Source organism: Citrobacter sp. LJND-P06 (genome assembly GCF_058188415.1).
Map to the genome: position 1 here is coordinate 3,991,403 of NZ_CP187317.1, position 14,034 is coordinate 4,005,436.

At 49.5% G+C, this 14,034-nt stretch carries 11 protein-coding genes; 1 reads left to right on the plus strand and 10 read right to left on the minus strand.

Annotation, left to right across the window (positions count from 1 at the left end; translation table 11 throughout):
- Positions 1-10 precede the first annotated feature (10 nt).
- The 9 genes from ACO7SM_RS18865 to allA all read right to left on the minus strand — a co-directional run bounded on the left by ACO7SM_RS18865 (position 11) and on the right by allA (position 10,711).
- On the minus strand, positions 11-1,318 hold the full coding sequence (locus ACO7SM_RS18865) for a uracil/xanthine transporter (RefSeq protein ID WP_490468786.1): 1,308 nt from the start codon (positions 1,316-1,318) through the stop codon (positions 11-13).
- Positions 1,319-1,367: 49 nt separating this feature from the next.
- Positions 1,368-2,729 carry an allantoinase AllB gene (allB, locus tag ACO7SM_RS18870; protein ID WP_490468787.1) on the minus strand — a complete coding sequence of 454 codons (1,362 nt, stop codon included), beginning with the start codon at positions 2,727-2,729 and terminating at the stop codon, positions 1,368-1,370.
- 86 nt (positions 2,730-2,815) lie between these two features.
- Positions 2,816-4,270, minus strand: coding sequence for an allantoin transporter (locus tag ACO7SM_RS18875; protein WP_490468788.1), 1,455 nt, complete (start codon positions 4,268-4,270; stop codon positions 2,816-2,818).
- Between the two features lie 88 nt (positions 4,271-4,358).
- Complete coding sequence (locus tag ACO7SM_RS18880) at positions 4,359-5,618, minus strand: MFS transporter (protein ID WP_490468789.1); 1,260 nt, start codon at positions 5,616-5,618, stop codon at positions 4,359-4,361.
- 68 nt (positions 5,619-5,686) lie between these two features.
- Entirely contained in the window at positions 5,687-6,565 is an 879-nt protein-coding gene (glxR, locus tag ACO7SM_RS18885; RefSeq protein WP_490470981.1) for a 2-hydroxy-3-oxopropionate reductase, read from the minus strand.
- 95 nt (positions 6,566-6,660) lie between these two features.
- A complete protein-coding gene (gene hyi / locus ACO7SM_RS18890) occupies positions 6,661-7,437 on the minus strand; it encodes a hydroxypyruvate isomerase (protein WP_490468790.1) in 777 nt (258 codons plus the stop codon).
- 12 nt (positions 7,438-7,449) lie between these two features.
- Positions 7,450-9,231, minus strand: a complete 1,782-nt coding sequence (gene gcl / locus ACO7SM_RS18895; RefSeq protein WP_490468791.1) for a glyoxylate carboligase — start codon at positions 9,229-9,231, stop codon at positions 7,450-7,452.
- Between the two features lie 97 nt (positions 9,232-9,328).
- Positions 9,329-10,138 (minus strand): HTH-type transcriptional repressor AllR, encoded by an 810-nt coding sequence (allR, locus tag ACO7SM_RS18900; RefSeq protein WP_490468792.1) that lies wholly within the window; start codon positions 10,136-10,138, stop codon positions 9,329-9,331.
- 90 nt (positions 10,139-10,228) lie between these two features.
- The gene (allA, locus tag ACO7SM_RS18905; protein WP_490468793.1) at positions 10,229-10,711 is read right to left on the minus strand and encodes an ureidoglycolate lyase; all 483 of its coding nucleotides are present in this window, start codon (positions 10,709-10,711) and stop codon (positions 10,229-10,231) included.
- A gap of 216 nt (positions 10,712-10,927) precedes the next feature.
- Here allA and allS point away from each other — a divergent pair, with 216 nt between their 5' ends.
- A complete protein-coding gene (allS, locus tag ACO7SM_RS18910) occupies positions 10,928-11,860 on the plus strand; it encodes an HTH-type transcriptional activator AllS (protein ID WP_490468794.1) in 933 nt (310 codons plus the stop codon).
- A 430-nt stretch (positions 11,861-12,290) separates the two neighbouring features.
- Here the strand turns inward: allS and ACO7SM_RS18915 are convergent, their stop codons facing one another.
- Positions 12,291-13,556, minus strand: coding sequence for a tyrosine-type recombinase/integrase (locus tag ACO7SM_RS18915; protein WP_490468795.1), 1,266 nt, complete (start codon positions 13,554-13,556; stop codon positions 12,291-12,293).
- Positions 13,557-14,034: the final 478 nt, after the last annotated feature.

Consider the following 14,034-nt stretch of genomic DNA (forward strand, 5'->3'; position numbering starts at 1 on the left):
TGTTGAGCAATTATTTAATTCGATCCCAGGGAATGAGATTTTCCATGACCAGCGCTAACGAAATGCCGACCAACAATCCGTTACTGAGCAGAGGACGCAGGGCCAACGGCAGTTCCTGTAGAAACACCGGCGGCAAACCCATCAAAAAAAGTCCCACAAATAACGGCAGCGCCAGGCGGTAGATATTCCTGGCCGTGAAGGTGATTTGTTTGCTGAAAGACAAACTGGAATAGAGCAACGGCAAATAAGAAACCAGCATCACGGCGCTGCTGATCGGTAACGGCAAGGTGGTGAAAAAATGGGTTAGCGGCGTAAACAGGCCAACAGTCAGACAGCAAAGGCACCCCAGAATAAACGGCACGCGCGAACGTTCCCCGGTTTGCGTTAATAGTCCAATGGAGGAGACAAAAGGAGAAAACGGCACCACACTCAACGGGAGGGTGAGTAAGGTCATTAATCCTGAAACCACAAAGCTGCGACGATAACGCGAACGTCCATTTTTTTGTTCTGGGTAGAAGACGTCCGTTCCACGTAGCGCGCCATAGGTATTGGTAATGTTGACCAAACCGGCCAGCAAGGCGGTCAGAATAATCCCGGGTCGTAGGGCGCCATGACTGCCCAGTGGAAACCACTGCCAGTGGATATGCCCTGATGCCACCGTCGCAGGTGGCGTTTGAAATAACAGATACCACCCGCCCCACCCGACCAACGCGCCAATCAACAAGGCATAGCGGGCAATTTTGTCAGGCAGGAAAATAATCATCCACAGGATGAAAAACATAACCAGCAGCGACAAACCAAACGGCGCCAGTTGTAGGGTGCTCTGTGGCGGTACCGCACCGAACGGTAGCCCAAGCATGCCCTTAAAAAAGATAGAAGTGAGTTGCGCACCCAGTAACAGCATAAAAAAGACCATCACCGTGGGGCTGAAGAGCCTCGCCAGACGATGCCCTGCACCGCTTACGCCAATGAGGATGGTGAGCAGCGATGACAAAAAAATACCGACGGCCAGACTGGTGGCGATGCTGTCTATCCCGGTACCGCGTGCGGCTTCCCCCACCGTGACCGTCAGAATGGTACTCCACCACAGTCCGGTCGGGCCTTCCATAATCGCCCGACGGTGCCCGAACAACGCCTGAGCAAGACACGCCAGTCCTGTTGAAAGAAATCCGTATTGCGTCAGGGTAATCAGGGCGCTGGCCGGAAGTTGAAACGCAGACTGAAGAGTAGGCGGGATCACGACGGTATTGCAGAAGATAAAGAAAAACCACTGAAAACCAGCCAGGGTATTGCGTCGATTAACAGGAAATACAGCCATCCGATGCTCCTGAAAAAGCGCCCGTCAAATGACGGGCGCAGGGCGTGAATTACTGCTGGTGTTTGAGAATAAACTGGCCTTTCGGTGCAATCGGGAAGCCTTGCTCGATGTCATAAATCACATCGCCGCGCAGCAGCGTTTTCGCAATACGCGCTCCAATTGTACGGCCAACGTACGGGCTAACTTTATGGCGATATTCCAGATCTTCTGCCGTCAGAACATAGCTGCTGTTCGGCTGGATAAAGACCAGATCGGCGTCTTTGCCCGGCGCGATACGGCCTTTATGCTGCAGACCAAAAATATCTGCCGCGTTGGTCGCCATCAGACGCGCAAACTGAGTTAATGGCATACCCCGTTTTTGTACCGCTTCGTCAAACATTACATCCATGCAGCTCTGCAAACCGGCGATGCCGCCCCATGCCTGCATGATGTTGCCTGCTTTCATTTCCGGAGGGCACGGTGAGTGGTCGGAGACCAGACAGTCGATTTCGCCGCCCAGCAGTTTGTCCCACAGGCCTTTCTGGTTTTCTGCATCGCGGATCGGTGGAGAGCACTTCGCCAGGGTGCCGATTTCTTCAAACTGATCGGTATCCAGTACGAAATAGTGCGGACAGGATTCACAGGTTACGTCCTGGCCTTCCTGACGGGCGCGGGTGACTTCCGCTACGCCTTCCGGGCTGCTGATATGGCAAACGTGCAGACGGCAACCGGCAACTTTCGCCAGATACAGCACGCGACGAATGGCTTCAACTTCGGTAAATACCGGACGGGACGCCACATAATCGTGAGCGGTTACGCGGCCTTCGCGCTTCGCTTCGTCACCAAGCTCGTCACAAATCAGCGCATTTTCACAGTGGACTAAAACCGGTTGATTCAGCTCGCCCAGTTTTTGCGCCCCTTTGAAGAACTGAAAGTCGTTAACGTCGCGGAAATCATTATCAACCGCACGATCGCCGCAGGTGGCAACGAAGCACTTAAACCCAACCACGCCGACTTCATCCAGCTCATGCAGACGATCCAGGTTATAAGAAACCAGACCGCCCAGTTGTGCTGCATCGATAGTGAGTTTGCCCTTAGCCGCATCGAATTTGAGTTCAATGGTTTCGCGATCAACGGTCGCTGGCAGCTGGTTCAGCGGCATTTCGATCATCGTCGTGATGCCGCCCTTAGCCGCCGCGCGAGTGCCGGTTTCATAACCTTCCCAGTGGGTACGGCCCGGTTCAGAGATGTGCGTGTGGGCGTCAACCATACCCGGTGAAACGACCAGTCCAGTGGCGTCCATAACCTGCGCTGCTTCGCCCAGGTTTTCACCGATGGCCGCGATTTTTCCGTCTTTCACCGCAATATCAATAATTCTGGCTTCATTTTCTAAAATGACAGTGCCGTTCTTAATAATTAAATCAAATGACATATGATGTTCCTTATAGATATACAGATGTTTAATGTTCTCTTTCATGGCCTTATACGCCATGGTAAAAACTTATTTAATTTATGATGTTATTTAGTTGCATTGTTGCATTGTTGCACTGCTGGCTTAGGCACTTTTTTCAATAAAGAATAAGCACCGAAGGCAACGATAACGCCAACAAACCATGACACGCGAGAAATCGGCTCCAGCATAGGAATAAACTTCCCGCCCAAAGAGATAACTACTGCCACCAACGTTACCGAGAAAGCCGTAAGATTAAATCCATTATCGAAATACTTATAATCACCCTGCGCTGTATAAAGCTCGTCAAGATTAATTTGACCACGCATCACGACGAAATAATGCGCCATCATCACGCCAATCACTGGCCCCAACATACCACCAATGATATCGAGGAACAGATAAATACTGTCCTGGTTTTCCATTAATTTCCACGGGCAAATTAACAGACTGATAATACTGGCAATTAACACGCCATTTTTGTACGTCAGTTTCGTCGGCGCAATTGCCGCAATCTGGTAGCCTGCCGGAATAATATTCCCCGTCGCATTCGTTGAAATAGTGGTCATCAAAATAACCAGTACCGCAAAGAAGGAAGCAAAGAGGCTATCCCATTTTTGCACAATATCCAGCACGTTCCAGGTATCAACACCATAGTGGATACTGGCACCCGCGATAATCGAAACCCCGGCAATCGCGAACAGGACATAAGCGACGATAAATCCCAGCGTCTGCCCTAGCATCTGATCTTTAAACGAACGCGCGTTCTGGGTAAAGTCTGAAGCACTCACCGCAGGCGCTGCCCACACCGCCACTACCGAGTTGATCACCACCAGCAACAGAAAACCGCTGTTCTGTGATTTCTCGACACCCTGAGGCAGGTAATCGAGAATTGGACCAATACCTACCAGCGAGATAGCCCAAATTGCCATGCCGCCAAACACGATGTAAATGCACGGGTTGAGGATGGCGGTGAACTTATTTAACACCTTGCCACCGCCAAAACCGATACCGACGTTAACCAGCCAGAAAATCAGGAAGGCGATCAGTCCCGGTAATGACAGACCCAGCAATTTGAAATCCCCTCCCAGATTCAGGAATTCCGGCCATATTTTTCCGAGCAAGATTAAAAATGCTAACGATCCGGCGTAGCATTGCAAACCAAACCACATAATGGCAGCGATACCGCCTCTCAGAATGCCCGGTAATAATGCACCGCGGACACCATAAGAAGCACGTAATATCATGGCGAACGGAACGCCATATTTACTTCCGGCGGCACCATTTAATACCATAACCAACGCAATGAAGAACGCACTAAAAATAATGGCCATCATAATACTGAGCGTTGATAACCCAAGAATGAAGAATCCGCCCACCATGACATAATTTGGCACATTATGTACGGAGCCCATCCATAGGGTAAAATAATTAAATGCTTTCCAGTTACGTTGCGACTCGCCTTTGGGCAGCAAGTCGTCACTATAACCTCTGTCCTGGTATAACTTTCTACGTTGTTCCATAATACCCTCTATTTACGCATCAGATTACGTTTACAGGTTTAGCTAAGCGGAACAAATCAAATAATAATAACAATTAATAAATTTATAATTATGACTGCGAAAGCGAACAACTGACTATCGGCTTTCTTTTATAGAGTGTGGCTACTGCAAATAAAAGTGTTCCCGTGGTGACCAGACCCGCAGAAATCATAAAACTCAGTTCTTTCGAGCCTGTCAGGTCAGAAATAAACCCTGTCAGCATCGGTGCAATGATGGCGGAACTCATTCCAAAAAAGTTAAACAGACTGAAGGCGCGCCCCATATTTTTTGCCGATGCCTGTTCTGATACAAAAGAAATCAGAATCGGGTCAACCGCCATTTTCCCCAGTAATCCGTACAACACCAGACTCACCATCAGCGTCGTCGCGGTGGGCGACAACACGGTGGCGACCAGCATGACAGCCGCCAGGACTTCCAGCGCCAGAATCACTTTCACCTTACTTTGGCGAAACTTATCCGCCAGGTGGCTAAAGAACAGCGCACCAGGTACGCCCGCGACGGCCACCATCGCTGAAGCCAGGCCAATGGTGCTTCCATCAAATCCGCGCTCGGTCTGCAGAAACGACGGCAGCCATGTCGCGATCAGATAGTAGCCATAACAGGTACAGAAATAGAGAAAGTACACGCTGCATAACAGCGGGGAATACAATGACCCGGGGGTTTCCTCCTTTGCCACGGTTTTCGTTTGAGCAGACACATTATCTGCCGCCACGCTGGTGTTCACTTTGCGACGGATAACCAGCATAAAAACACACAGCATAACCACCAGAATCGCAGCCACAATGTACAGCAGGTTATGCCACGGCATGTGCAGGCTTTTGACCAGATAACTGGAGCCTATCAAACCGATGCCCATGCCAATCGCCGCCCCACTGTTAATAATGGCGTTAGCCAGCGCGCGCCGTTCTTGCGGAACATTGGCCGACGACAGCGAATAGGCAGAACTGAAAAAAGAGGCACATCCCGCTCCGGCTAACATTGAACCGATATAAATCAACTTCAGTGTATTAGCGTTAGCGATACATAACGTGCCCAGTATGAAGACCGAAAAACCACACATCAGTATGATTTTCTGCCCTACTTTATCCACCAGTATTCCGCATGGAATTTGCATACCGCAGTAGGCAAGAAAATAAAAACTGGCGATCGCACCGACTTCTGAATTACTGATATTACCCAGTGACGCCTGTATTTCAGGATAAACTGGAGTCAATATTGTTCGATAGATCCAAATTGCCACCCACCCCAGACTCATAACGACGATGATCTTCTTCCAGTAATTATCCGCCGCTTTATTATTCTGACTCATAATCTCGCCTGCTTATTGCAATATCTACGCATTACTAAAATCGCTGCGCTGAGAGCAGCGATTTTCCATTAAGAAAGTTTATGATTGGCCATTAATTCCAGCGCCTGAACAAGGGCTGAGTGATCCATTTCGCTACCGCCATTCGCCGCACAGGTATTAAAGAGTTCCTGGCAGGTCGCCGTATTCGGCAAATTCAGTTGCAGCGCTTTGGCGCTCTGAAGCGCAAGATTTAAATCTTTCTGATGCAATGCAATCTTAAAGCCCGGATTAAACGTGCGCTTTAACATGCGTTCGCCATGAACTTCCAGAATACGTGAGGCAGCAAATCCACCCATTAATGCCTGACGTACGCGAGCAGGATCGGCGCCCGCTTTTGAAGCAAAGACCAGAGCTTCTGACACGGCTTCGATATTCAGGGCGACAATAATCTGATTCGCCACTTTGCAGGTCTGGCCGTCGCCATTCCCCCCCACCAGGGTGATATTTTTACCCATAATGTCAAACAACGGTTTAACACGTTCAAAGACCGCTTCTTCACCACCAACCATAATGGAGAGCGTACCTTCACGCGCGCCGATTTCCCCACCGGATACTGGCGCATCAAGATAATCACCGCCTGCTTCCTGAACCTGTTTGGCAAAACGTTTGGTTTCAATTGGCGAAATAGAACTCATGTCGACAATTGTTTTGCCCTGCAGACTCACACTGGCACATCCATTGGCACCGAACAGCACTTCTTCCACGTGTGGCGTGTCAGGAACCATAATGAAGATAATGTCAGAATGTTCAGTAACCTGTTTTGCGGTTTCGACATGTTTGGCACCCAGTGCAAGCAGGGTGTCGGCAACCGGTCCAATTGTCGCAACGTGTAAATCATGTCCGGCGCTGGCGAGACGAACGGCCATCGGCGTTCCCATAATACCCAGACCAATAAATCCCAGTTTCATCATCAACCTCTTAATTTATACATTTACAGATTTGGGCAATAGTTATCCCTTCCCCATTGCGGAATAATAAATACTGCCCAATTATGGATTACGTATTAACGATAACGTTCAAACCATGTTAAACCGGCTTCAGTGGTAGTCTGCGGTTTATATTCGCATCCCACCCAACCGTCATAATTTGATTCTGCAATACGGTTAAAAATATATTCGTAATTAATTTCCCCGGTACCCGGTTCACCACGATGTGGATTATCTGCAATTTGCAAATGTCCGATGCTGTTAGCATAGGTTTGCATGGTCTGAGTTAATTCACCTTCCATTCGTTGCATATGATAAATATCATATTGAATTTTCAGGTTATCGCTGCCAACCTCCGCAATAAGTGCAAGCGCTTGTTGCGTTCCCGTCAAATAAAAACCAGGGATGTCATAGGTATTAATCGGCTCAATCAGCAGAAGAATATTTTCTTTCGCCAGGGCCATGGCCGCAAAGCGTAAGTTATTCACCAGCGTGCGACGAACCTCTTCTTCACAAATCCCCTGCGGCGTTTTCCCGACCAGACAGTTAATTTTAGGCGTGCCTAATACTTTGGCATAACGTATGGCCGCCATAACGCCTTCGCGAAACTCTTCTTCACGTCCAGGAATACAGGCGATACCGCGTTCACCCGCCGCCCAGTCTCCGGCCGGTAAATTATTCAGAACAATTTCAAGCTTGTTTTCCGTGAGCTTTTGCTTCAGTACATCGATGTCGTAGTCATAAGGAAACATGAATTCAACACCGTGAAATCCACTGGCAGCGACTTTTTCAAAGCGTTCTAAAAAATCGTACTCTTGAAAAAGCATGGAAATATTGGCAGAAAAGCGCAACATCGTTGACCTCACTTATTCATATTTCATGAAACAGGTTTCAGTTGGCGCATCGAGTGCGCTGTCCGTCACTTCTTCAAACTCCGTCACGTTATCCAGTTCGCTACCCATCGAGATGTTGGTCACGCGCTCAAGGATCACTTCCACGACGACTGGCACACGGTATTGATTCATCAGGACTTTAGCTTGTTCAAGCGCCGGAGCAATCTCCTGCGGCGTGGTGACCCTGATCGCTTTACAACCCAGGCCTTCAGCCACTTTCACGTGATCCACGCCATAGCCGTTAACTTCACTGGAGTTAATATTTTCAAACGCCAGTTGTACGCAGTAATCCATATCAAACGCGCGCTGAGACTGACGAATCAGACCAAGATAGGCGTTATTGACCAGAACATGGATGTACGGAATATTGAACTGCGCGCCGACAGCCAGCTCTTCGATCATGAACTGGAAGTCGTAGTCGCCCGAAATGGCCACCACATTACGCTGCGGATCCGCAGTGCAAACCCCCAGTGCTGCCGGAAGAGTCCAGCCCAGCGGCCCGGCCTGGCCACAGTTGATCCAGTGGCGATCTTTAAAGATGTGCAGCATCTGCGCGGCAGCGATTTGTGACAACCCGATCGTCGTGACGTAACAAACATCGCGGCCAAACGCTTTGTTCATCTCTTCGTACACGCGTTGTGGTTTGACGGGGACGTTATCGAAGTGAGTTTTACGCAGCAGCGTCCCTTTGCGATGCTGGCATTCCGCCACCCAACGCTCGCGGCAAGGAAGGCGCCCTTCTTTTTGCATCTGCTTCGCCGTTTCAATCAGTAACAACAGCGCTTCTTTTGCATCAGACACGATGCCCAGATCCGGGCACAGAACGCGGCCAATCTGCGTCGGTTCAATGTCGATGTGAATGATCTTACGACCGTCAGTATATTTCTCTACCGAACCGGTATGGCGGTTAGCGAAGCGGTTACCAATGCCGAATACCAGATCAGAAGCCAGCAGGGTCGCGTTACCGTAACGATGCGCGGTCTGCAATCCAGCCATCCCGGCCATCAGCTCGTGATCATCGGCGATACAACCCCATCCCATCAGGGTCGGGATCACTGGCACCTGAGTGATTTCCGCGAATTGTTGCAGCAATGCCGCCGCATCCGCATTGATAACACCACCACCTGCGACGATGACCGGGCTCTCGGCCTGAATCAGCATCTCCAGCGCTTTCTCTACCTGCGCTTGTGTAGCGGTCGGCTTATAGGCGGGTAACGGAGCATACAGTTCCGGGTCAAATTCAATTTCTGCGACCTGAACATCAAAAGGCAGATCGATAAGCACCGGGCCGGGTCTGCCGGAGCGCATCAGATGAAATGCCTTTTGCAACACACCCGGAACCAGTGCCGCTTCGCGAACCGTTACGGCCATTTTGGTCACTGGCTTGGCGATAGATTCAATGTCTACTGCCTGGAAATCTTCTTTATGCAGTCGTGCACGCGGTGCCTGACCGGTAATACATAAAATAGGAATAGAATCGGCTGAGGCAGAGTACAGACCGGTGATCATGTCCGTTCCGGCAGGCCCGGAAGTGCCCAGGCACACGCCGATATTACCCGCAACGGCACGGGTGTAGCCTTCCGCCATGTGTGAAGCCCCTTCAACATGACGGGCCAGAATGTGGCGGATGCCGCCATGCTTGCGCATTGCAGAATAAAACGGGTTGATGGCTGCACCGGGTACGCCGAATGCCGTGGTGATGCCTTCTTTTTCCAGAATATACATTGCCGCATCCACGGCTCGCATTTTTGCCATTTTCTTCCTACCTCATGATGTTGGAAAATTTTTCCAATATTAAAATTTGTTAAAAAAGTCCCGCTCCGGTGAGCGGGCTATTTCGTAATACGAATGATCAGACTTTGAGTCCAAGGGCGATACTAATATCCCTCGCGCAATCGCGCACCAACTCCCCCTGGCTGTCGAACCGGTCGGGCGTCAAACGTGACGCCGGGCCTGAAATGGAAATCGCAGCAACCACAGTACCGGAACCATCGTAAATAGCGGAAGCAATGCAGTTCAGGCCGGTGACATGCTCTTCATGATCAAGGCAATATTCCCGATGTTTCGCGTCTTCCAGATCTCGCTGCAACGCCGGCAAATCAACAATCGTCTTGGGTGTAAAGCGCTGCATCCCGGTCGTCAGAAGCACATTAACCAGCTCTTCCGGCAGTAAGGGGTACAACAACGCTTTCCCGGCCCCGGAAGCATGAAGCGGCATCCGGCTCCCCAGCGGGGCACACATTCTGACCATTGCTTTGCACTCTTGCTGACCAATCAGCACCGCTTCACTGCCATTGCGAATGGCGACATTCACGGTTTCGCCAGACATCAACGTCAGTCGGCGCATAAAAGGCCCCGCGATGGACAACACATCCCGGTTGTGGATGTAGGCAGTGCCGACATTAAATGCGCCAAGCCCGATATGCCACCAACCTAACTGACTGTCCTGATAAACAAATTCCGCACCTTCCAGCACCTTTAGCAACCGAAAAGTTGACGATAACGGCAAATCCAGATTGATGGATATATCGCTTACCGACGAACTCCCCCCGCTTTTTTCCAGATACTGTAAGATGGCAATCCCTCGCTCCAGCGCCTGAGCACCTTTCTGCGCGGCGGGCTCTGCTTGCCCAGGCCTGCCACGGCGTTTGACCTCTGTCATACTCCAATCATCCCCGGCTCTAACATGAACGTTAATAGTTTGAAAATACGAACATATTAAGCAAGATAATCAGTAACGTCATGTGCTACGTCACACAAAGGCCAACTCGCTGGCTGGAATACTCATCACATCACAATTGTCCAGCCCTCCGCGATCCACTGTTAAAAAGCTGGTTTCGGTCTGCCATGCAAACAGCGGGTGGTGCCAGATACTGCGGTGGTAGTTCACGCCCTGCTTACCATCAGTAATAAAAGCGCGCAGCGTATTTAAGTCCGGTGAGTCTTCTCCCAGTGCAACGACCACCACAAAGGCTTCACCGTTCATCGGAATAAACGCCTGCGTGCCCAATGGATGGCGCTCCAGTTCAGTGACAACAATGGGCAGCGCTGCCGGTTGCGCCAGGTTAATGCTGATTAACGTACGATCCTGCTGCAGGATCTCGACGTTAGCCAGGTCGTGAAAACGCTTCACTTTGCCTTCATTAATATGAAAAAAATCGCGCCCTTGCGTTTCAATTACGTCGCCATAAGGCAAGAACGCCTCACGCGTCAACGGTAATACTTCAAGTTTCATGACAGTATCCTTTAAGCAAAATCCTTTACACCGCCACCTAAAAAAGGGTCTGTGGTGTCCATATCGGCTAATTTAGAACCTACAAAAATGAACATCAACACAAAGTTGGAATATTTTTCCAAAACCAGACAAAGACCACATTAATTAAAATGATATTGTGAAAAAATACTTAAAAATAAAGGGAAAATTGTTCGATAATTCATTGAGGCGCCCATCATGCTGGACCCCGAAACCCTACGTACATTTGTCTGTATTGCCGAAACTGGCAGCTTTTCCAGGGCCGCAGAAAAGATGTATAAAACCACGGCAACCATCAGCTATCGCATCAAACTGCTGGAAGACAACACGGGAGTTTCTTTATTAAACCGCACGACGCGTAGCGTCTCACTGACACCCGCCGGAGAGCACTTACTGGCACAGGCCAGAGAATGGCTGGGGTGGGTAGACAGCATGCCTGGCGAACTTCAGCAGATAAACAATGGCGTCGAGCGGCAGGTCAATATCGTCGTCAACAATTTATTGTACAGCCCACACGCTGTATCCAGCCTGTTAGCCTGGCTGTCGCAACGCTACCCATTTACACAATTTTATTTTTCCCGGCATATCTACATGGGTGTATGGGATTCTCTGCTTTATGACGATTTTTCGATGGCCATTGGTGCAACTGGAACGGAAACGCTATCAGACACTATTTCCCTTGCACCGCTGGGAGATATTTCCTGGTTGTTTGTTATGGCTCCACATCATCCACTGACACAACACACCGACCCACTGACAGAAGCGCAGCTTCGCCGCTACCCGGCGGTCAATATTGAAGACAGCGCCAGAAGGTTGACCAAACGCGTGGCCTGGCGTTTACCCGGGCAGAAAGAAATTGTCGTGCCGGATATTGAGACGAAACTGGCCGCGCATCTCGCCGGCGTCGGGGTCGGTTTTTTACCTGAATACTTATGCCTGCCGCTTATTGAAAAAGGTGCGCTGGTCAGTCGCCAGATCCCGATGATGCGCCCCCCTTCGCCGCTGAGCCTCGCCTGGCGCAAAGATCATCACGGAAAAGCAGTGCAGGACATTGTGTCGCTTTTTTCCAGCGCCGCACCGGAAGTGAGCGTTTTTTTAGATCCTTTTCGCCAGACCGCATCAGCCATCTGATGCAGAAAATGTCTTCTCCCCGAACAACAATCGGTTCCTGGGTACAGTATCTTTTCATGGCAATGCGTTTCTTTGTGAGTGGAAGGAAAGACTGGCTACTGCGGTTTAGGCTGGCACTGTTTATTGGGGGGAGATCACCGCCGTTGGCAGAGAACCGTTCAGCGTTGTTAGCCAACAGTTATAAATTTAAATTAAAGGCTAGAAGAATCTATCTCGGGGTAGATCATCAACATTACTTACTCTAAACCACGTTACACATGGCCTCCGGCGCAGCGAAGTCATCAAAAAAGAGTATTATAAAAACATGTTGAATTCCGCCTTTAAGGAGAAAGGTTGCCTGGCGGTCGTAATGCCGTTGACGATACAGCGCGCAACACGGGTATAAACAACCATTTCATTGATAAGTAACTGAATGGCTGCTTATATTCAATCAAGATAAGGGTTCATTAATCTTTGCATAGAGATAAGGTGATGTGGCCTCATTGCGATTCGCATCAAGATAATCCGCCCACCACTGCAGCATCAGCCTGCGCTCTCCCAGATGCTCGGCCTTATGAATGTAAGCCGCACGCACAGTGTTACGCTTCTGGTGACTCATCTGCCTTTCCACCGCATCTCTCGACCACAAACCAGATTCAATCAATGAGCTACAAGCCAGCGTCCTGAATCCATGCCCACAGACCTCCGTTTTCGTGTCATAACCCATCACTCTCAGCGCCTTATTCACCGTGTTCTCACTCATCGGTTTACGCGGATCGTGATCACCAATGAAAATTAGCTCACGGTTTCCACTCATGCTTTTGAGCTTTTCCAAAATTGCGAGAGCTTGTCGCGACAAGGGAACAAGATGCGGCGTCTTCATCTTTGAACCACGTTGAGGATGCTTAACACCCTCCAGCGGTTCACGTTCACCGGGAATCGTCCACATGGCCGTTTCGAAATCTACTTCTGACCAACGGGCAAATCGCAGCTCGCTTGAACGGATAAAAACTAACAAGGTAAGTTCGACAGCAAGTCGGGTTAATGGTCTTCCGGAATAGTGATCGATACAGTGAAGCAATTCAGGAATGCGGTTAAGCTCCAGGGCAGCACGGTGCTGTCTTTTCGCCGTAGCAACCGCACCAGCAATCTCTTGCGCGGGGTTGTAATCGATTAAGCCGCTCTGAACGGAAAAACGCATAATCGCGGTAGTCCGCTGCTGTAAACGGGCGGCGACTTCAAGACGCCCAGATGACTCCACCGCTTTGATGGGTACAAGAAGATCCCGAGTCTTAAGCTCCGCAATGTTCCGCTTACCGATGGCAGCAAAGAGATTATCTTCAAGGCTTTTCAATACACGCGCGCTATGCGATGCAGACCATTTCTGATTGCTGGCATGCCAGTCTCTGGCGACCACTTCAAACGTTATCGCCTCTTGCTCCTGCTCTACCTTAACGGCTTTCTTGTTCTCACTGGGATCGACACTATTAGCTAACAGCTTACGGGCTTCATCGCGACGAGCCCTGGCATCCGCCAACGAAACCTCAGGGTATTTCCCCAGCGCCAGCATTTTCTCCTTACCGCCAAAACGATAACGCAGCCGCCAGTATTTCGAACCGTTCGGGTGAACAAGCAAAACCATGCCATCACCGTCAGTCAGTTTGTAGGATTTTGCTTCAGGCTTTGCCGAACGAACCTTCACATCACTCAGAGCCATGATGAGTATCATTTCAAGGGTTCTTTGTGGGTACAAACATTATCGAACCGGGATATACCCACAGATGTACCCGCATCAGTAAGTTGATGTAGATTGAATCAGGTTGACTTAGGTTGAGTGAAAAAGCGAGGAAAGCCTTGCGGATACTGGATTTCAGGTACAAAAAAAGCCGCCCTTGAGCGACTTGATTGCATATCGATGGTGCGAAGGCCGGACTCGAACATCGCAACTATCCTTATGATCTTAATGGATTAAAAATTACTATATTGGTCATGATACCATCATTGATACCATCAGTCCCTATTGGTGATAATCGAACAGAATGCATTCGTCATTACAGATTGATAGTGTAAAATCTATACATAGTGTAATCAACTGTCATAAGCAATAGTTTATTAATGGAATTATAAACAATGTATAGAGTAAATCAAATCATCAAAACTATAAGCAAAATGAACTCCTATGCCCCCTATAATCA